We start from the raw sequence: 18,194 nt of genomic DNA, 5'->3' as shown, positions 1-18,194 counted from the left end.
AAAGTAGCTACCATCTCAAACAAAATAAAGTTTGGGATGGTTTTTGTTTATATTTGTTCATAATAATATAATTTATAAAATGAATAAAACCTTACTTCTAATTTTATGCGCACTAATATCTACACTATCTCTTGCGCAAGAAAAAGTAAAAGGTAGCAGAGTATTATCTACCAACACAACAGACATTAACCCTTTTAACAGACTATTACTAACCGAAGATTTTGAGGTAAAACTTGTAAAAGCTGAAACTGCTGCTGTAAAAATTGTAACCGACGAAAATCTTCATGATTACATCCAAATCATCGATAAAGACAGTACACTTACCTTAAAAACAACAGCAAAATTAAGATTTAAAAAACAAGAAGTTACCGTATTTTATACAGATGTTTTAAATACTATTGAATTGAAGGAAGAAGCAGAAATATTCTCTGAAAATAGTCAAAAATTTAACGATTTAACTTTAGTTACTTCAGATAACTCTAGAGCTTTTTTAACTGTTGAATGTACAATGATTAAACACATAAATGAAGGTAAAGCAAGAAATAAATTAAACATTACTGCAGATAATGTTACTTTAGAATTAAATGGTGACAGTAAAATTGAAGCATTAATTAATGCTTCTAAAATTGAAGCAGACTTACTAGAAAGTGCAGATGCTCAAATAGAAGGAGACGCTAAAGACTTAGACTTAAACGTTGATAATTCTTCTGAATTTAACGGAGAAAAACTTAGCATTAAAGACATAAACATTACAACCCTTAATCGTGCAGAGGCTAAGGTAAATGCATCTAGAGACCTTAACATAAATGCTTCTGGCACTTCAGAAATTGAAATTTATGGTAGTCCAAAAATCAATATAGAATCTTTTGAGGATAACGCCATTTTGAAGAAAAAATAAATAACTATACTGAATAAAAAAAACCGAAGCTAATTGGCTTCGGTTTTTTTTATTTAAAAAGTATTTCTTTTAATAGTTTGTAGCTGTATTAACCTCAAAAGAAGCATCTTTAGCAGCTAGGTAACGCTCTGCATCTAATGCTGCCATACAACCAGTACCTGCAGCTGTTATAGCTTGTCTATATACATGATCTGCTGCATCTCCACTTACAAAAACACCTTCTACATTTGTTTTTGATGTTCCTGGTTTAGCATTAATAATGTAACCTGTTTCATCTAAATCTAAATAATCTTTAAAGATATCTGTATTAGGTTTATGCCCAATTGCTACAAAAAATCCTGTTGCAGGTATTTCTTGCTTTTCATTAGTTTGATTGTTAAACACTCTTACACCAGTTACAACTTGTCCATCTCCTAAAACCTCATTAGTCTCTGTGTTGTATAAAATTTCTATATTTTCTGTATTTTTTACACGTTCTGCCATGATTTTAGATGCTCTAAACTCGTCACGTCTTACTAACATGGTTACTTTTTTACAAAGTTTAGAAAGGTAATGTGCTTCTTCACAAGCGCTGTCTCCTGCTCCTACAATTACAACTTCTTGGTTACGGTAGAAAAATCCATCACAAACTGCACATGCAGAAACACCACCACCAAGTTTTAGATATTTCTGTTCAGATTCTAAACCTAAATATTTTGCACTTGCTCCAGTAGAAATTATTATAGTATCGCTATGTATTTCGGTTTCATCATTAACCCAAACTTTATGTACATCTCCAGAAAAATCTACTTTAGTAATCCATCCATTTCTAATATCTGTTCCAAAACGTTCTGCTTGTGCTTGTAGCTGTAACATCATTTCTGGACCTGTAATACCTTCTGGATAACCTGGGAAGTTTTCTACATCATTTGTAGTTGTTAATTGTCCACCAGGTTGGTTACCTTGGTATAAAACAGGATTCATATTTGCTCTAGCTGCATAAATTGCTGCTGTATAACCAGCAGGACCAGAACCTATTATTAAGCACTTAACTTTTTCTATATTATCTGACATATTTAATTTCATTTTTATTGTATAACAAAAGTAGTTTTTTTAATAAAAACCTTACGTAGAAGTTATTAAAAGTTATTATCTACAAATAAATATTGTTTATGTTTTGTTGTTTTTTACATTAATTTAAGACCCTTTTACGCTAATTATTACTAACTTACGGTGATATGAAAAATAAAAACCAAATGGGAGTGATAGCTACTAACAAAAACCAAAACATTTTAATTTACAGTTCAGAAAACAGTATTGGCAAACAAGCCTTAGCTTATCTTGAAGATAGCAAAAATAAAGTGTTTACTATTGATGTAACAAAAACTAAAGTTTCTGGTACACAATGGTTAGAAATATTTCAGAATTTAAAATTACATCCTAAAGATTTTGTTAATAAAGAACATCCTGATTTTACAAAAAAGTACGATAAGGATGCTAAGTTATCTAAACAAGATTGGATTAAAATTGTGCAAAATAGTCCTGTTGTAGTGACTAATCCGGTTTTAATTGTAAAAGATAATTTTTATAAAATAGAAACACCTTCTGATATTAGAAAATATTTAGATAATAGCTCTGAAGAAATTGACGAAAAAAAACACATATGATATTTATTTTGTTATCATAAAAAAAAGGTCTGAAAATATTCAGACCTTTTTCTTTTTCTATTTAATTATTATCTTAAATCTTCTAACGATTTGATATTTGATAATCCGTTAGTGATTGTTGTTTTCTGCTTTTCTAAGATGTTTTTTGTTGATATTGGTAGTGAAGTTTCGTTTATTACGTCTTCATACTCTTCTACAGCAGATTTTTCGCCTCTAATTGCTTCTTCTAACATAGATTCTTCATTATCTGAAGAAAACACTTTTTTTACATCCATCCAAGCTCTATGTGCATCTCCAATTAAACTTCCACCTTTATCTACCTCTTGATTAAAAGATTTAATTTCTCCTTTTAATTCATGACCAAACTCATAACGCTCTTGTGCTTTTTGATTAAAATAATTTTTTAAAGCGCTATTTTCTACATTTTCTGCAGCTTTTTTAAATCCTTTTTCTGCATCATATGTTTTTTCTAATAAGTTGTTTAGTTTACTTCCTACTTGCTCTGTGTAAGTTGCCATAATTTTTGATTTTTTAGTTGTTAGTTTTCTGTGATCTCTTTGTATAAAGAACCAATGAATAAAGCAACAAATAGAAAGAAACATAGTTTTGCTATAAAAGCTAAATTTCCTGCTATGTTACCAAATCCTAAGATGGCTGCAATAAATGCTAAAAATATAAAGAGAACAGTCCAACGTAACATGTTATACTTGTGATTAATTAATAGACTTGACTTTCAAATCTTATTATAAAGATAAGGGTTACATTAACCACAAACAGCCTGTTTAACAATGGTTTAATCTAAGTTTAACGGCTATTAACAGTAAAAAATCTAATTTAAGATGCCTTTAAGATTAAAGTTGTTTTTATTAAGATAATAGTTGTGTTGTGTATGACTTTAAAAGTTCTTTTAAAGCTTTTTCGGAAGAAGTGAAATATTCTGTTTCAAGTGATTGTTTTTTTGCTTTATTAAAAAACTGTTCTATACTTCTATCTTCATAACTACTAATTATTGCTGGATGTATATAATATTTTTTACAAACATTTCTTGTGTTTCCTAATTCTTTAGCAGCAATATCTATTGCTTTAAGTATATTTTTTTTGTTTTGGTTTTTATCATTTTCTGTTCCTAATTCTAACAACGATTCAAAAAATATTATAGATGCTGCCCATGTCCTAAAATCTTTTGCAGTAAAGATGGTACCGCTTATTTCTTTTAGATATTGGTTTAATAATGTGCTATCTATTTTTTGCTTGTTTCCTTCTTGATCGTAATACTGAAATAATTCCCAACCAGGAATTTCTTCACATTTATTAACAAGTCTAATTAATTTTTTATTTCTAATTGAAACTTTGTGCTCTTTTCCTTTTTTACCTACAAACTCAAATTGAATTTTATCTTTATAAGTATTAACGTGTCTTGATCTTAACGTGGTTAGTCCATAAGTTTTATTCTTTTTTGCATATTGACTGTTACCTATTCTTATATGTGTTTCTTCCATTAATTTTACAACTAATGCTAAAACCTTAGATTTTGTCCATTGTTTTTGATCTAAATCTTGGTCTACTTTTTTTCTAATATTGGGTAGATGGTTTGCAAACAAAACCATTTTGTAGTATTTGGTTTGGTTTCGTATTTCTTTCCATTTTTGATGGTATTTATACTGTTTTCTTTGTTTTGCATCTCTACCTACTGCCTGAAGATGTGTGTTTGAAAGTGAAGAAATTTTAACTTGCCGCCAAGCTGGTGGAATTACTAAACCTTCTATTCTTTTAAGTTGAGTTTGATCTGTCAAGTTTTTCCCTTTATATTTAAATATGAAGGTTTTATTTTCTTTTAATCTTTGAATATTTAGATATGAAGGATTGGTATAAACCAAATCAAATTCTTCTATAACCTTTTCTGGTTGTAAAAGAATTTGATTGTAAAGTTTTTTATTTATTGATGTGCTTTTCACCTATAAATTTTCTATCATGTAACTTCTATATTTTTTAGCTAAGTCTTCTTTTTGCGTTTGATTAAACACTTTCCCAGCTAATTGAAAGAATGAATGTTCTTCATCTTCTAGATGATGTTCTACTTTTTCTTTTAAATCTTTAGCATATTTTAACCAAGCTGAAGAGTCATAGTCCGTATCTTCTAGCTTTTCTATAAGTTCATCAATTTCATGATGTTCTGCAATACCATGTCTGGCTTTATCTTGCATCATATCATCACTTATCAATGGTTTATAAAAATGTCTTTCTTCTGCATCTGCATGCACTTCAAGCTCTTTTTTCAATTTCTTAAAAATTGTATCACGCTTTTTTGTATCACCTGTAGTTTGTACAAGTTGATCAAGTAATTCTCTTTGCGTATCGTGGTCTTTTCTAATAGATTCAAAAATATTCATATTAATAGCGGTTTATTTTATAATTTTTTTAATTAACATCATTATTCCTACTTTGGATGCCATTTTAAAACCTGTTTGTATCCAAGTGTAAGGCTGTAAAGTATCTTTAAAGTCGCTTTTTACAACCTTAAGTTCTTCCCAAGCAATTTGCTTTTCTAATTGTAATCTATGCAAGTCCCTTTTTATATCTTCTTGTGTTTTATATTGTGTTTTCATTAGTCAAAAAAGGTTTTTGAAAGTGATGCAATGACTTTGTTATTTATCCTACTTCTAAACATATAAAACAATACAGAAATAAGTATAAATATTGCACCAACTATTAGATAACCTAATGATACGCTACCTAAAGCTTTACCTATACCGATTGCTGCAGATATTGCTAAAAACAAAAGTCCAACTAAGATAAAAGCACCAACTACTACAGCTTTTACCAACAAGCTTACAGAAGATGTAAGTTGTTGGAAAATTTTAAGTCTGTAGTACTCGTGAGATTTTTTTAAAAACTCTTCACCTTTATCTACTGCTTGACTTGAGGTTTGGTTGATTTGTTCGAATACAGACATTTTATTTCTGTAATTTTTTATTTCTTTCTTTTAAATCTTTAAGCTTCTTTTCTAAAGTAGAAATAACATCATCTGCTTTGTAACTAGCGTCAGAAACCACACTTTCTAATTGTGCATCTAAAGTTGCTTTTTTTGTTGTTAATGTATTAGCTACTTGATCTTTTAAATCCATTGCACTAGTAGCAAGATTCTCTTTAGTAGCTATAGCTTCGTCTCTTAATTTTTTTCTAGTATTACTTCCTTTATCTGGCGCAAATAAGATTCCTAAAGTTGCTCCAATTGCTCCTCCTAATAATAATCCTAATGCTGAATTTGTGTTGTTGCTCATAATAATTTTTTTTGATTGTTAATATTAATTTGAAGTGAAACGTATCATTAACGCCTCATCTCAAAATTAATAAGTATTTATTGAAATATTCTTAATAAAAATTTAAATAAACTGATAAAAGTTTGTTAAAACACATTTCATTAAAACTATTTTTACGAATAATTCATAATTTTAACACAAATAAAATTTACTATGAAAAACTCAATTATAACATCAAATCCTTACAATCAAAAAGAACTTAAAACTTACAATTTTCATACAGATAATGAGTTAAAAATAATTCTTGATAATGCACAAAACACTTTTGAGAACTGGAAAACTAAAGAAATAAAAGAGCGTACAAACCTTTTACAAAATTTAGCAAACTTATTAGAAGACAAGAAAAAAACTTATGCAAAACTAATGACTAAAGAAATGGGAAAACCAATTTCTCAAAGCATTGCAGAAATAGAAAAATGTGTTTGGCTCTGCGATTTTTATATTACTAATGCAGAAGATTTTCTTGCAGACAGTATTATTGAAACAGACGCAAAAGAAAGTTTTATTAGTTATGATCCTTTAGGCGTAGTACTAGCGGTAATGCCTTGGAATTACCCATTTTGGCAAGTAATGCGTTTTGCTGTACCTTCACTTACAGCTGGTAACGTTGGCTTGCTTAAACATGCTTCTAATGTAACTAGTACAGCATTAGCAATTCAAGATTTATTTGAAGAAGCTGGTTACCCAAAAGGATGTTTTCAAACGCTGTTAGTTAACCACGATCAAATTGAAGATATTATTGAAAACGATATTGTTAAAGCGGTTACACTAACAGGAAGCGAACCTGCAGGAAGAAGCATAGCTGCTGTAGCTGGAAAAAATCTTAAAAAAACTGTTTTAGAATTAGGAGGAAATAATGCTTGTGTGGTTTTTGACGATGCTAATTTAGATAAACACATAGATACTATGGTTAAGGCTAGAATGCAAAATACTGGTCAAAGTTGTATTGCTGCTAAACGATTTATTGTATCTGAAAAAATTTATGATCAGTTTATAAGTCGTTTTAAAGATGAAGTTTCTAAGCTAAACTCTGGTGATCCTGAAGATTCAGATACTTTTATTGGCGTTATGGCTAGAGAAGACTTAGCTGAAGAATTAGAACAACAGGTTAATAAATCTATAGACTTGGGTGCTAATATAATTTTAGGCAATAAAAGAAATAAAGCTTATTATGAACCTACCATTATTACCGATGTGACTGAAGATATGCCTGTTTTTAAAGAAGAAACCTTTGGTCCTGTTGCTGCTGTAATTAAAGCAAAAGATAACGAACATGCAATTAAGTTAGCTGCAAACTCTAGATTTGGTTTAGGTACTATGATTTTTACTGAAAACACAGATAATATTTATAATTACATAGGAGATATACCAGATGGAGCATTATTTATTAATGATATGGTAAAATCTGATCCTAGATTACCATTTGGTGGTACAAAAGCTTCTGGATATGGAAGAGAGTTATCAAAAGAAGGAATTTTAGAGTTTGTCAACAAAAAAACTGTTTATATAAAAAAGTAAAGCGACTACTTAAAACTGTTATACTACATTTGTAGCTTTTATTCATTTTCAAAATTTTGAAATCCTGTGGAATATTTAATAGTTATAAAGCTTTTAGTTGCAGTATGTTTTGTTGTAGGCTTATCGTATTTAGCAGAAAATGTTAGTCCTAAAATTGCAGGAATTTTATCAGGTTATCCAACAGGATCTGCCATTACATTATTCTTTTTTTGGATTAGAAGAATCACCCGAATTTGCTGCCGAAAGTGCCATATTTAATATGGTAGGCCTTACAGCAGCTCTTACCTTTGTATATGTTTATTACAAAGCGTCATTATACTTTAAAACGTATAATATCCTTTGGTCTTCGGTTAGTGCTATTGCTGCATATTTATTAGTTGTTTGGATATTATCGTTTTTACAGCTAAACACTTACGTAGCTATTACAATTCCTGTAATATTCGCTTTACTTTACATTAGATTATTCAAGCAAATCGAAAATATTACCATTAGCCAAAAAGTAAAATTAAATTATCGTATTCTTTTTTTACGAGCTATTTGTGCGGCTTTAATAATTTTAACCATAACCAATGCACCAAAATATTTTGCATCTAACTGGTCAGGATTATTCTCAGCGTTTCCCACTACGCTTTTTCCGTTAATGCTTATTATTCATTTTACATATTCAAAAAAACACGTACATACCATTATAAAAAATGTACCTATTGGTATGTTTTCATTAATAATCTATTCGTTAACGGTATCTATAGTTTATCCAAAATTTGGTATATATTATGGTACATTAATAGGTTTTTTTACAGCAACGTTATATCTATTAGCATACAAAAAGGTTACTTCTATATTACAAAAAACCAAAATCATAAAGTAAGTTATGCAAACAAAACTACACATATTTAAAGTCGTTGCACAACATCTAAGCTTTACTAAAGCAGCAGAACAGCTACACATCTCTCAACCTGCAATTTCAAAAACTATAAGAAACCTAGAAGAGACATATAAAACATCTTTCTTTACAAGAAAAAGAAACTCAATAAATTTAACCAAAGAAGGAAAGTCTTTTTTAATTTATGTCAATAAGATTATAGAAATTTATAATCAAATAGACGAGCAATTTCTTTATAAGAATGAAACATTTCCGGAGACTATAAATTTAGGTGTAAGCACTACTCTATCCAATTATGTTTTACCAAAAACGATTGCTAAATTTAGAAATCAATTTCCTAATACAATTTTCAATATTATTAGCGACAATACAATTGCTATTGAAGACTTAATCCTAAAAGAGACTATTAATTTTGGAATTACCGAAGGACAAAGTTCTAATCCAAAACTGCACTATTCTAAATTTATAAAAGATGAAATTGTTTTAGTTACAAACACTAATAACACTTCATTTTCTAAAGGTATTATTACAAAAAACACTTTGGTAAATTTACCTATAGCACAACGTGAATCTGGATCTGGTACAAAGAGTATTATAGATTCAACGCTGAAAATCAACAATCTTAAATTAAATAATGTAGTTGTTACCTTTAATAGTACTCAAGCTATTAAAAATTATTTATATCATTCAGAAGATTACGCACTACTTTCTATAAATGCTGTTACAGAAGACTTAATAAGTAATAGACTAAAAGTAATAGACATTAAAGATTTTACTATAAATCGATGGTTTTACTTTGTAAAACGTACAGGATACATCTCAAAACAACTTGAAAACTTGGAACGTTTTATAAAAAACAGTCATAACTTTTAGTTATGCTTAATACCAAAATAATTTGGTGTTAAATTATAGCTTAACTCTAATTTTGTATCGTTAATAAAATTTAACGGTATGAAAAATAGCTTAGCAAAACTCACTTATTTATTTATAATAACACTTTCACTTTTAGGATATTTAAGCAGTTATTTAGCGCTTATATTAGGGTTTATTTTTGTCTTAATTTTTAATAATCCTTATAAGGCTTATAATGCCAAAGCAATACATTTATTATTAAAAATAGCTGTTGTAGGCTTAGGGTTTGGTATGTTTATTACAGAGACATTACAGACAACTAAAGATGGTTTTGGACTAACCGTATTTACAATTATTCTTACATTAAGTGTTGGTATTATTTGTACTAAACTTTTAAAAATAGATTTAAAACTAGGACATCTAATCACATCCGGAACAGCAATTTGTGGTGGTAGTGCTATAGCAGCAATTGCACCTACAATTAAAGCAAAACCTAAGACAATAAGTATGGCATTAGTTATTGTTTTTTTGCTTAACTCTATTGCCTTATTTGTATTTCCTGCTTTAGGACATTATTTTAATTTAACACAAGAGCAATTTGGACTTTGGTGTGCAGTTGCTATACATGATACCAGTTCGGTTGTTGGAGCGACAATTAACTATGGTGATGAAGCTTTAAGAATCGCAACTACCGTAAAACTATCCAGAACACTATGGATTATTCCTCTTGCTATCGTCTCATTGTTTGCTTTTAAAAACTCTAATAAAAAAATTAAATTCCCTTTATTTATTCTCGCCTTTATTGTAGCTATTATTTTAAACAGTTATCATCTTATCCCAGAAAACATTTCTAACAACATCGTTATTATTGCCAAACGTTTATTAATAACTACTTTGTTTCTTGTAGGTACTTCAATTTCAATAAAAGACATTAAACAAACAGGAAGCAAACCTCTTATTCTTGGTGTATTACTATGGATTTGCATTTCTGTATTTTCGCTTATTTATATCCTTAATTAATTAAACCTTTGTTAAAAAAATAAACGTTCATTTATTTTTTAAATATCTTTGCATTGTAGAATTAAAAGTAATGGCAAAACTTCAAAAAAGCATAGACAAACGTAACGCTTTAGTTAAGGCAACTATTGATTTGGTAAACAACAATGGTTTCCATGCTACACCTATGAGTAAGATTGCTAAAATGGCTAATGTATCGCCAGCAACGATCTATTTGTATTTTGAAAACAAACAAGATTTAGTAAATCAAACCTATATTGAAGTAAAAAGTGAATACACTAAATATGCGTTTAACGGTTATAATGCCAACGCACCTGTAAAAGAAGCCTTTAAATACATCTGGAATCGTATTGCAGATTTTAAGCTTAAGCAATGCGAACACGCTTTGTTTTTAGCTCAATGTGATAATACACCAATGATAGATGAAGCTAGCAGACAAGAAGGCATTAAACATTTACAACCGTTACTAGATTTATGGGCAAAAGGTAAAGCCGAAGGTATTATAAAACCATATTCAGACTATATTTTATATGCCTACGCTATAAACCCGTTAGCTTTTTTAATGTTATCTCAAAAACGTGGCGCAATTACTTTAGATGATACACTAATTAAAAATGCTTTTGAAGCAGCTTGGAACAGTATAAAAAAATAAAAACAACCTATGGAATTATTAGATAAATTAAATTGGAGATATGCCGCTAAGGCTATGAACGGTAAAGCCGTACCAGAAGAAAAAGTAGAACGTATTTTAGAAGCTGCACGATTAGCACCAACATCTAGTGGTTTACAACCTTTCGAAATTTTTGTAGTAAAAAAACAAGACATTAAAGAACAAATTAAACCAATAGCTTGGAACCAAAGAGTTATTACAGAGTGCTCTCACCTACTCGTTTTTGCTGCTTGGGACACCTATACTGCAGATCGCATAAATTACATGTTCGATCTAACCAACGATATTCGTGGTTTTAAAAATGAAGGTTGGGAAAATTACCGTCAAATGTTACTAAACGCATATCCGCAAAAAGACGAAGAAGAAAACTTTAATCACGCGGCAAAACAGGCCTACATTGCATTTTCTCAAGCAATCGCAGCTGCTGCTTTTGAAGGTGTAGATGCAACACCAATTGAAGGTTTTGATCCTGAAGCTGTAGATAAAATTTTAGGCTTACGCGAAAAAGGCTTACGTAGTGCAGTATTGTTACCGCTTGGTTATAGAGAAGAAGAAAATGATTGGTTGGTAAATCTTGTAAAGGTTAGAAAACCTATGGAAGATTTAGTAACCGTAATTGACTAATTAAAAAAAGAGAAAGAAAATGAACAATTTTGAATTTAAAAATCCTACCAAAATCATTTTTGGAAAGGATTCAATAGAAAAACTAAAAAATCAAATACCACAAGATGCCAAAGTATTAATGCTTTATGGTGGCGGTAGTATTAAAAAAAATGGCATTTACGATAAAGTAAAAACCGCTTTAGCTAATGTAGATGTTACCGAGTTTGGTGGTATTCCTGCAAATCCAGAATATGATATTTTAATGAACGCTTTAAAAGTCATTAAAGAAGAAAACATCACCTATTTATTAGCAGTTGGTGGCGGTTCTGTAATTGATGGAACAAAATTTTTATCGGCTGCAGCAGTTTACGACGGTGACACACCTTGGGATATTTTAATAAATAAAGTACGTACAGAAAAAGGGATGCCATTTGGTACTGTATTAACCTTACCTGCTACAGGTTCTGAAATGAATTCTGGCGCAGTTATTACCAGAGAAGAAACTAAAGAAAAATTAGCTATGGGCGGACCTGGTTTATTTCCGCAGTTTTCAATATTAGATCCTTCGGTAATTACTTCTATTCCACAACGTCAATTGGCAAACGGAATAACAGATGCCTTTACACACGTATTAGAACAATACATGACCTATCCTATTGGTGCGTTATTACAAGATAGATTTGCCGAAAGTATTATGCAAACCTTAGTAGAAGTTGCTCCAAAAGTATTAGAAGACCCAACAGATTTTAAAGCGGCTTCTAACTTTATGTGGAGTTGTACTATGGCACTAAACGGACTTATACAACAAGGCGTTCCTACAGATTGGGCTATCCATATGATGGGACACGAATTAACCGCTTTATTTGGTATTGATCACGCCAGAACATTAGCAGTAATTACACCTAGCCATTACAAATATAATTTTGAAGCTAAGAAAGAAAAATTAGCTCAATACGCAGAACGTGTTTGGAATGTAACTGAAGGAAGCATTGATGATAAAGCTTATGCTGCTATTGAAAAAACCGAAGCGTTTTTCCATCAATTAGGTATAGATACTAAATTATCTGATTACACAGATAAGTATGAAGGTACTGCTGAAGAAATTGAAAAACGTTTTGAAGATCGTGGCTGGAAACTTGGTGAAAAACAAGAATTATTACCAGCAGATGCCAAGAAAATAGTAACTATGGCATACTAAATTAAAACATTAAAAAGTTTGATTATATAGCGAAACAGAGATTTAAAGTCATTTTAAATCTCTGTTTTTTTATTAATTATTACAAATATTTACAAAACAGTATTAAACTGTTAAGACTTAATTAAATATAAGGCTTGTATTTGTCAGTCTTTATTAACCTTTGTTGCTTTGTAAAAAATATTAAAACTATGACAATTTTTGTAGATATGGACGATGTACTTGCCGATACTTACGGTAAGCACATAGAACTATACAATAAAGAACACAAACAAGAGCTTTCTCTTGCACATATTAAATCTGGCGAAGTATGGCACAACGTACCAGAAATACATCAAAAAAGTATTTTACAACACGCTTACCAAGAAGGATTTTTTAGAGATTTAGAGCCTATAAAAGATGCTATCCAAGTTATGGAAGCGTTATATAACAAGCACGAAGTGTATATCGCTACTGCTGCGACTCAGTTTCCAAATTCATTAAAGGAAAAAAGTGATTGGCTAGACCAACACATGCCATTTATTACTTGGCAGCACAGAATAATGTGTGGACACAAATTTATATTAAAAGGTGATTTACTAATAGACGATCGTACTTACAATTTAGAAAAATTTGATGGTGATACATTATTATTTAACTCACCACATAATATTAACGATACTGGATATACCAGAGTATCAAGTTGGCTAGAAATTGCAGAACGTTTGTTATAATACAAATTAATAAAAGTTAAATTTCATACAGCTCAATAGGTAAATTGTCAGGATAATTAAAGAACGTAAATTTCTTGTTGGTAAAAGGATCTATTCTAACACCTTCATGAGTAATATTTTTGGAATCTAAGTATTGTAAACTTTCCTCTAAATTATTTACACCAAAAGCAATATGACGTAATCCTGTCGCTTCTGGTTGTGATACGCGTTTTGGCGGATTAGGAAACGAAAACAACTCTATTACATATTGATTGTTTAATGCTAAATCTAACTTGTAGGAATCTCGTTCTTTACGATAAACTTCATTTTTTATGCTAAAACCAAGAATGTCTGTATAAAATGCTTTTGACATTTCGTAATTTGAACAGATTATGGCAACATGATGAACGGACTGTAACTGCATTATTTTATTTGCTTAATATTACCTGTTATAGTACAAACATCTTTAACTGTATTGTAAATAGTGCCAAATTTTTCAATATTTTTTTTAAGTAAATTTAAGTTTAGATCTTCATCTTTACTGTAAATTTTTAGCTCATAAGAAATATTATCCATTCGCGGTGGTTTTTCTAAGCGCGTCGCTGTAATTTCAATTTCTGCACGTTCATATTCAAAATGCATAAACTGAGAAAAACGTTCTATATTTTTTAAAATGCAAGCAGATAATGACGATAAAAATAATTCTGCCGGATTTGGTAAAGAAAGATCAGTTTCTGAGGTTATACCGAAATCTATAGATGAAGATTTTACAGTAATAGTAGCTTTTTGATTAGCTATTGAAAATGCTTGACTTTTATATTTCATACGTAAAATTAAAAAACGGCTTAAGAACCTTCTTAAACCGCTATGAAATTAATGTATAAATTCTGGAAGCACAACTTTTTCAATTTTTGAAATCGCCTCATCCAAAGGTGTATCTGATTTTCGTAAATGTAATGCTATGTGGTTTACACCTGCCTCTTCGTAGGCTTTTAATAATTCGGTTAAATGATTAATACCAATTGCACCACCAAATCGATGTGGTTTAAATGTGGCATCATCATCTTGTAACAGATTTAAATGAAATGCCGAAATATAAGGTTTGCAAGCCTGATCTGTATCGTATAACGCTTCGCACCATCGTTTACGGTTTAAATAGGTTTCTTCTGGTGTTCTTGGATAATTAAACCAACCATTAGCATTTTTGGCAATCCACTCGAGACTTTGTCCGGAATATCCTGCAACAACTAGCGGAATCTGATGTTTTGGTTTTGGGTACACCTCAACACCTTTATTTAAAAATGGATATATGGTAGATAAATCGCTGTTGGTTTTCCAAGCCTCTTGCATAATATTAAGATGATCTCTAAACAATTTTGGTCGCTCTTGATAATCTATGCCATACATAGGAAACTCAACAGGTCTATCACCCAAACCCAAGCCTAAAATAAGTCGGCTATCACTTAGATGTTCTATCGTAGCGGTTGCTTTTGCTAGTTTTATAGGTTGATGTAATGGTGAAACTATTGCAGCTGTACCTAACAACACATTTTTAGTAGCGGCAGATAAATATCCTAAATAACTTAAGGTGTCAAATAACTGTGCGCCATCACCAAAATTAGGATCGTAAACGGGTACTTCTCTTATCCAAACTGCAGCAAAACCAGTCTTATCAATTTGTTTAACGTACTGCAAATGCTTGCTTATATCTGGCACGCCAAACGGTCTACCATCTTCCTTTCTTTTTTTATCGCCTTCTAAAGACCAGTCGTTATCTAACGGAAACTCAATACCAAGTGTCATTTTACCTGGTGTATATAGTTTATCAAAATTTTTCATAGCATTTTTTTTGAATTCAATAACATCAGGTAACTACACAGCTACCTGATGTTGTTTTGTTAAGCATTCCAGATGCTGTCTGCGGTATACGGACCGTTTTCAACTTCCCAAAACGTACCATCTATAAAACGATGATGTTTATCTAAAGCTTCAATACGTTTCATATCGTCTTCTTGCAATTCAAAATGAATGGTGTCAAAGTTTTCTTGTAGACGTTTTGGGTTAACCGATTTTGGTATTACCGAAACACCACGTTGTATATCCCAAGCCAAAAGTACTTGTGCGGCAGTCATGCTATTAGCAGTTGCGATGTCGTTAATAGTCTTGTTTTTCAACAGATTTAAATCGTCATCACCATTTGCACCAGAACCAATTGGCGCATAAGCCGTCATGTGAATGCGATGTGCTTTAGCAAATTCTAACAGTTTGTTTTGTTGTAAAAACGGATGCACTTCTACCTGAAGCATTTCGGGTAAATGTTTAGCATGATCAATAACATCTGTTAAATCATTTTGGTTGAAATTACTCATCCCAATATGCTTGGTTAAGCCTTGCTCTAAAGCATCTTCCATACCTTTCCAAGTGTCTGTAAGCGGTTTGTCTTCAAGCGGAATAAATTCTTCTGCTGTTTTAGGAAACTCAACACCTTTTTTAAAGGCAACTGGCCAATGGATTAGGTATAAATCTAAATACTCTAACTGTAAATCGTTTAAGGTGTTTTGTAACGCCGGAATAACGTTTTCTCTTCCATGAGAATCGTTCCATAATTTTGAAGTAATCCATAAGTCTTCACGTGTAACAATACCTTCTTTAATAGCATCTGTGATAGCGTTTCCTACTTCTTTTTCGTTACCATATACTGATGCACAATCAATATGTCTATATCCAATTTTTATAGCTTCGTATACCGATGTGTACACTTCGTTAGGTTCTGATCTAAAGGTACCAAGACCTAAAATCGGCATTTCATCGTTATTTCTAAATTGTAAGGTTTTCATGTTCTAAAGTTTTTCTTTTTTGTATAAAATCAAAGTGATTAAAAAGCCGACTATTACTAAAATACTACCTACCCAAGGTGTTGCACCAACACCAAGCGAAGATTCGACAATAAGTCCGCCAACATAAGCACCAATTGCAATACCTACATTAAAGGCTGCTATATTTAAAGCAGATGAAACATCTTCGGTACCTGGTAAATATTTTTCAGACATTTTTACCACATACAATTGTAAAGCAGGCACGTTAGAAAAAGCTAATATGCCCATAAAAAATAGTGTAACTACTGACCATATTTGACTTGTTGCAGTGAAGTATAAAACCACAAGTACAATAGCCTGAAGTGCAAACATTATTAAAAGAGCTTTACCTGGCTTTTTGTTAGATACTTTACCGCCAATAACATTTCCTAACGCTATTGCGATACCGTAAACTAGTAATAAAACACTCGTCATATTTGCTGAAAAACCAGTAACTTCTTCTAATAATGGTGCTAAATAAGTAAAGGTTACAAAAGTACCACCATAGCCTAAAGCTGTAATAGCAAGGACCAATAAAATAGAACGGTTTTTAAGTACTTTTAACTGATCTACAATACGAAGTGGTTTTGATGTTTTAATCGACGCTGGTACCAAAAAGTAACTTGCTACTACACCAGTAATTCCTAAAATAGCAACACCTATAAAGGTGGCACGCCACCCGAAATTTTGCCCAATATATGTTCCCAAGGGTACACCAGTAACGATTGCTACAGTTAAACCTGCAAACATTATAGAAATGGCAGAAGCACGCTTATCTTCTGGTACTAAACTAGCCGCAATAGTTGAGCCTATTGAAAAGAACACACCATGCGCAAAACCAGTTAATATTCTTGCTAAAATTAGTAAGATAAAACTTGGCGCAATAGCTGCTAATCCGTTACCAATTATAAACAATAGCATTATAGCAATTAACAGTCGTTTTCTTGCGATCTGGCTTGTTAAAGCTGTTAATACTGGCGCACCAATTGCAACACCAACTGCGTATAGACTCACTAATAAACCTGCAGAGGATATTGAGGTGTTTAAATCGTTTGCTACTGTTGGCAGTAAGCCAACAATAACAAACTCTGTAGTTCCTATACCAAATGCACTTATGGTTAATGCCCATAATGCAGCAGGTAAACTTTTACGTTTAGATTTAGTTTTTAGAATTGCTGTTTGCGTTTCCATTTTTAGTGTTTATCCTCTAAAAGTTCTACAATTTTTTCTGCTGTTAATTTTGCAGAAGCAGGATTTTGACCTGTTACTAAACGTTCATCTACGCTTACTTTTTCTTGCCACATAGCTGCTTTATCTACAGTCGCACCACGTTCAATAAGTTTGTCTTCTAATAAAAATGGTACCACATTCTCTAATTTTACATTAGCTTCTTCTTCATTTGTAAATACGCTTACCGTTTTACCTTCAACTAAATAATTACCATTAGATAATTTAATATTTACCAAAGCCGAAGGACCATGACAAACAGCTGCTATAATACCGTCGTTTTCATAAATTTTTGCAGCAATTTTTGCTAGCTTTTTATTGTTTGGAAAATCCCACATCGTACCATGTCCACCAGCATAATAAATGGCATCGTAATCTTTAGCTTTTACTTTTGAAACTTTTAATGTGTTTTGAAGTTTATTCTGAAATGTTGAATCATTCCAATATTTATTATTCACTTCATCTTTAAGATCGAAACCATCTACTGGTGGATTACCGCCTTCTGGACTTACTAAGGTGATTTCATAATTATTAGCTTCAAAAACCTCGTAAGCATGGGTAACTTCACTTAAATAATAACCTGTGTCTTTACCTGTATCACCTAATTCTTGATGACTAGAAAGCACCATTAATACGCTTGGTTTGTCTTGTTTTGTTTGTGCTATTAAGGCAATGCTAAAAAGCAAAGCAATTGCTGAGAAATAAAATCTTGTTTTCATTGTTTTGTTTTTTGGTTTAAAATTCTGATACAAAATTCAATGAAAAGCACTATTTGCGCGAGGATGTATGTCACGATTTTAAAGTGATGTATCGCAACA

24 protein-coding genes are annotated in these 18,194 nt (G+C 31.2%); 10 read left to right on the top strand and 14 right to left on the bottom strand.

Going from position 1 to position 18,194, the window contains the following annotated elements:
• The first annotated feature begins 79 nt into the window (after window positions 1-79).
• Window positions 80-898 carry a GIN domain-containing protein gene (locus WA340_RS08745; RefSeq protein ID WP_336128541.1) on the top strand — a complete coding sequence of 273 codons (819 nt, stop codon included), beginning with the start codon at window positions 80-82 and terminating at the stop codon, window positions 896-898.
• 69 nt (window positions 899-967) lie between these two features.
• Here the strand turns inward: WA340_RS08745 and trxB are convergent, their stop codons facing one another.
• Window positions 968-1,951, bottom strand: a complete 984-nt coding sequence (gene trxB / locus WA340_RS08740; protein WP_336128540.1) for a thioredoxin-disulfide reductase — start codon at window positions 1,949-1,951, stop codon at window positions 968-970.
• 164 nt (window positions 1,952-2,115) lie between these two features.
• On the opposite strand from trxB, the gene WA340_RS08735 reads away from it, so the two are divergent.
• Window positions 2,116-2,544 carry an arsenate reductase family protein gene (locus tag WA340_RS08735; protein ID WP_244906259.1) on the top strand — a complete coding sequence of 143 codons (429 nt, stop codon included), beginning with the start codon at window positions 2,116-2,118 and terminating at the stop codon, window positions 2,542-2,544.
• Between the two features lie 68 nt (window positions 2,545-2,612).
• On the opposite strand, the gene WA340_RS08730 is transcribed toward WA340_RS08735, so the two are convergent.
• The 7 genes from WA340_RS08730 to WA340_RS08700 all read right to left on the bottom strand — a co-directional run bounded on the left by WA340_RS08730 (window position 2,613) and on the right by WA340_RS08700 (window position 5,825).
• Window positions 2,613-3,062, bottom strand: a complete 450-nt coding sequence (locus WA340_RS08730) for a ferritin-like domain-containing protein (protein WP_304141247.1) — start codon at window positions 3,060-3,062, stop codon at window positions 2,613-2,615.
• A gap of 20 nt (window positions 3,063-3,082) precedes the next feature.
• Window positions 3,083-3,244 (bottom strand): DUF1328 domain-containing protein, encoded by a 162-nt coding sequence (locus WA340_RS08725; protein ID WP_081653208.1) that lies wholly within the window; start codon window positions 3,242-3,244, stop codon window positions 3,083-3,085.
• 166 nt (window positions 3,245-3,410) lie between these two features.
• Window positions 3,411-4,499 (bottom strand): DNA topoisomerase IB, encoded by a 1,089-nt coding sequence (locus tag WA340_RS08720; RefSeq protein WP_336128538.1) that lies wholly within the window; start codon window positions 4,497-4,499, stop codon window positions 3,411-3,413.
• Window positions 4,500-4,934, bottom strand: a complete 435-nt coding sequence (locus WA340_RS08715; protein ID WP_027880612.1) for a hemerythrin domain-containing protein — start codon at window positions 4,932-4,934, stop codon at window positions 4,500-4,502.
• Window positions 4,935-4,946: 12 nt separating this feature from the next.
• Window positions 4,947-5,150 carry a hypothetical protein gene (locus WA340_RS08710; protein ID WP_027880613.1) on the bottom strand — a complete coding sequence of 68 codons (204 nt, stop codon included), beginning with the start codon at window positions 5,148-5,150 and terminating at the stop codon, window positions 4,947-4,949.
• Window positions 5,150-5,497: a hypothetical protein gene (locus WA340_RS08705; protein WP_336128537.1), complete on the bottom strand. Its 348-nt coding sequence runs from the start codon at window positions 5,495-5,497 to the stop codon at window positions 5,150-5,152. Before WA340_RS08705 ends, WA340_RS08710 begins: the two co-directional genes overlap by 1 nt.
• 1 nt (window position 5,498) lies before the next feature.
• A complete protein-coding gene (locus WA340_RS08700) occupies window positions 5,499-5,825 on the bottom strand; it encodes a YtxH domain-containing protein (protein WP_027880615.1) in 327 nt (108 codons plus the stop codon).
• A 192-nt stretch (window positions 5,826-6,017) separates the two neighbouring features.
• Here WA340_RS08700 and WA340_RS08695 point away from each other — a divergent pair, with 192 nt between their 5' ends.
• The 8 genes from WA340_RS08695 (at window position 6,018) to WA340_RS08660 (ending at window position 13,315) form a co-directional block, all read left to right on the top strand.
• The gene (locus WA340_RS08695; protein ID WP_336128536.1) at window positions 6,018-7,382 is read left to right on the top strand and encodes an NAD-dependent succinate-semialdehyde dehydrogenase; all 1,365 of its coding nucleotides are present in this window, start codon (window positions 6,018-6,020) and stop codon (window positions 7,380-7,382) included.
• Between the two features lie 139 nt (window positions 7,383-7,521).
• A complete protein-coding gene (locus WA340_RS08690; RefSeq protein ID WP_336128534.1) occupies window positions 7,522-8,250 on the top strand; it encodes a hypothetical protein in 729 nt (242 codons plus the stop codon).
• Between the two features lie 3 nt (window positions 8,251-8,253).
• Window positions 8,254-9,138 (top strand): LysR family transcriptional regulator, encoded by an 885-nt coding sequence (locus WA340_RS08685; RefSeq protein WP_336128532.1) that lies wholly within the window; start codon window positions 8,254-8,256, stop codon window positions 9,136-9,138.
• A gap of 78 nt (window positions 9,139-9,216) precedes the next feature.
• A complete protein-coding gene (locus WA340_RS08680; RefSeq protein WP_336128531.1) occupies window positions 9,217-10,137 on the top strand; it encodes a YeiH family protein in 921 nt (306 codons plus the stop codon).
• Window positions 10,138-10,207: 70 nt separating this feature from the next.
• Window positions 10,208-10,786 (top strand): TetR/AcrR family transcriptional regulator, encoded by a 579-nt coding sequence (locus WA340_RS08675; protein ID WP_336128530.1) that lies wholly within the window; start codon window positions 10,208-10,210, stop codon window positions 10,784-10,786.
• 9 nt (window positions 10,787-10,795) lie between these two features.
• Complete coding sequence (locus tag WA340_RS08670) at window positions 10,796-11,428, top strand: nitroreductase family protein (protein ID WP_336128529.1); 633 nt, start codon at window positions 10,796-10,798, stop codon at window positions 11,426-11,428.
• Window positions 11,429-11,447: 19 nt separating this feature from the next.
• Complete coding sequence (locus tag WA340_RS08665) at window positions 11,448-12,605, top strand: iron-containing alcohol dehydrogenase (protein ID WP_336128528.1); 1,158 nt, start codon at window positions 11,448-11,450, stop codon at window positions 12,603-12,605.
• A 188-nt stretch (window positions 12,606-12,793) separates the two neighbouring features.
• A complete protein-coding gene (locus WA340_RS08660; RefSeq protein WP_336128526.1) occupies window positions 12,794-13,315 on the top strand; it encodes a 5' nucleotidase, NT5C type in 522 nt (173 codons plus the stop codon).
• Window positions 13,316-13,331: 16 nt separating this feature from the next.
• Here the strand turns inward: WA340_RS08660 and gloA2 are convergent, their stop codons facing one another.
• The 6 genes from gloA2 to WA340_RS08630 are packed head-to-tail and all read right to left on the bottom strand — an operon-like array spanning window position 13,332 to window position 18,095.
• On the bottom strand, window positions 13,332-13,718 hold the full coding sequence (gene gloA2 / locus WA340_RS08655) for an SMU1112c/YaeR family gloxylase I-like metalloprotein (protein ID WP_442920769.1): 387 nt from the start codon (window positions 13,716-13,718) through the stop codon (window positions 13,332-13,334).
• On the bottom strand, window positions 13,718-14,119 hold the full coding sequence (locus tag WA340_RS08650; RefSeq protein WP_336128525.1) for an OsmC family protein: 402 nt from the start codon (window positions 14,117-14,119) through the stop codon (window positions 13,718-13,720). The genes gloA2 and WA340_RS08650 overlap by 1 nt, the downstream gene beginning before the upstream one ends.
• Before the next feature lie 48 nt (window positions 14,120-14,167).
• Window positions 14,168-15,133, bottom strand: a complete 966-nt coding sequence (locus tag WA340_RS08645; RefSeq protein WP_336128524.1) for a TIGR03571 family LLM class oxidoreductase — start codon at window positions 15,131-15,133, stop codon at window positions 14,168-14,170.
• A 59-nt stretch (window positions 15,134-15,192) separates the two neighbouring features.
• Window positions 15,193-16,131, bottom strand: a complete 939-nt coding sequence (locus WA340_RS08640) for an aldo/keto reductase (RefSeq protein ID WP_336128523.1) — start codon at window positions 16,129-16,131, stop codon at window positions 15,193-15,195.
• 3 nt (window positions 16,132-16,134) lie between these two features.
• Window positions 16,135-17,340 carry an MFS transporter gene (locus tag WA340_RS08635; protein ID WP_336128522.1) on the bottom strand — a complete coding sequence of 402 codons (1,206 nt, stop codon included), beginning with the start codon at window positions 17,338-17,340 and terminating at the stop codon, window positions 16,135-16,137.
• Between the two features lie 2 nt (window positions 17,341-17,342).
• On the bottom strand, window positions 17,343-18,095 hold the full coding sequence (locus tag WA340_RS08630; protein WP_336128520.1) for a type 1 glutamine amidotransferase domain-containing protein: 753 nt from the start codon (window positions 18,093-18,095) through the stop codon (window positions 17,343-17,345).
• Between the last annotated feature and the right edge of the window lie 99 nt (window positions 18,096-18,194).

The sequence above is a fragment of the Mesoflavibacter sp. CH_XMU1422-2 genome (assembly GCF_037029245.1).
GTDB lineage: Bacteria > Bacteroidota > Bacteroidia > Flavobacteriales > Flavobacteriaceae > Mesoflavibacter > Mesoflavibacter zeaxanthinifaciens.
The sequence above is the reverse complement of the archived record's forward strand: the minus strand, read 5'-3'. Positions and strand labels throughout refer to the sequence as shown.

What these genes read in the sequence shown, in the direction of transcription:
- WA340_RS08735 (WP_244906259.1), top strand. Translation starts at nt 2,116, where the DNA reads ATGAAAAATAAAAACCAAATGGGAGTGATAGCTACTAACAAAAACCAA.
- WA340_RS08630 (WP_336128520.1), bottom strand. Translation starts at nt 18,095, where the DNA reads ATGAAAACAAGATTTTATTTCTCAGCAATTGCTTTGCTTTTTAGCATT.
- WA340_RS08705 (WP_336128537.1), bottom strand. Translation starts at nt 5,497, where the DNA reads ATGTCTGTATTCGAACAAATCAACCAAACCTCAAGTCAAGCAGTAGAT.
- trxB (WP_336128540.1), bottom strand. Translation starts at nt 1,951, where the DNA reads ATGTCAGATAATATAGAAAAAGTTAAGTGCTTAATAATAGGTTCTGGT.
- WA340_RS08710 (WP_027880613.1), bottom strand. Translation starts at nt 5,150, where the DNA reads ATGAAAACACAATATAAAACACAAGAAGATATAAAAAGGGACTTGCAT.
- WA340_RS08730 (WP_304141247.1), bottom strand. Translation starts at nt 3,062, where the DNA reads ATGGCAACTTACACAGAGCAAGTAGGAAGTAAACTAAACAACTTATTA.
- WA340_RS08635 (WP_336128522.1), bottom strand. Translation starts at nt 17,340, where the DNA reads ATGGAAACGCAAACAGCAATTCTAAAAACTAAATCTAAACGTAAAAGT.
- WA340_RS08665 (WP_336128528.1), top strand. Translation starts at nt 11,448, where the DNA reads ATGAACAATTTTGAATTTAAAAATCCTACCAAAATCATTTTTGGAAAG.
- WA340_RS08675 (WP_336128530.1), top strand. Translation starts at nt 10,208, where the DNA reads ATGGCAAAACTTCAAAAAAGCATAGACAAACGTAACGCTTTAGTTAAG.
- WA340_RS08670 (WP_336128529.1), top strand. Translation starts at nt 10,796, where the DNA reads ATGGAATTATTAGATAAATTAAATTGGAGATATGCCGCTAAGGCTATG.
- WA340_RS08690 (WP_336128534.1), top strand. Translation starts at nt 7,522, where the DNA reads ATGTTAGTCCTAAAATTGCAGGAATTTTATCAGGTTATCCAACAGGAT.
- WA340_RS08715 (WP_027880612.1), bottom strand. Translation starts at nt 4,934, where the DNA reads ATGAATATTTTTGAATCTATTAGAAAAGACCACGATACGCAAAGAGAA.
- WA340_RS08680 (WP_336128531.1), top strand. Translation starts at nt 9,217, where the DNA reads ATGAAAAATAGCTTAGCAAAACTCACTTATTTATTTATAATAACACTT.
- WA340_RS08660 (WP_336128526.1), top strand. Translation starts at nt 12,794, where the DNA reads ATGACAATTTTTGTAGATATGGACGATGTACTTGCCGATACTTACGGT.
- WA340_RS08640 (WP_336128523.1), bottom strand. Translation starts at nt 16,131, where the DNA reads ATGAAAACCTTACAATTTAGAAATAACGATGAAATGCCGATTTTAGGT.
- WA340_RS08700 (WP_027880615.1), bottom strand. Translation starts at nt 5,825, where the DNA reads ATGAGCAACAACACAAATTCAGCATTAGGATTATTATTAGGAGGAGCA.
- WA340_RS08650 (WP_336128525.1), bottom strand. Translation starts at nt 14,119, where the DNA reads ATGAAATATAAAAGTCAAGCATTTTCAATAGCTAATCAAAAAGCTACT.
- WA340_RS08745 (WP_336128541.1), top strand. Translation starts at nt 80, where the DNA reads ATGAATAAAACCTTACTTCTAATTTTATGCGCACTAATATCTACACTA.
- gloA2 (WP_442920769.1), bottom strand. Translation starts at nt 13,718, where the DNA reads ATGCAGTTACAGTCCGTTCATCATGTTGCCATAATCTGTTCAAATTAC.
- WA340_RS08725 (WP_081653208.1), bottom strand. Translation starts at nt 3,244, where the DNA reads ATGTTACGTTGGACTGTTCTCTTTATATTTTTAGCATTTATTGCAGCC.
- WA340_RS08645 (WP_336128524.1), bottom strand. Translation starts at nt 15,133, where the DNA reads ATGAAAAATTTTGATAAACTATATACACCAGGTAAAATGACACTTGGT.
- WA340_RS08695 (WP_336128536.1), top strand. Translation starts at nt 6,018, where the DNA reads ATGAAAAACTCAATTATAACATCAAATCCTTACAATCAAAAAGAACTT.
- WA340_RS08685 (WP_336128532.1), top strand. Translation starts at nt 8,254, where the DNA reads ATGCAAACAAAACTACACATATTTAAAGTCGTTGCACAACATCTAAGC.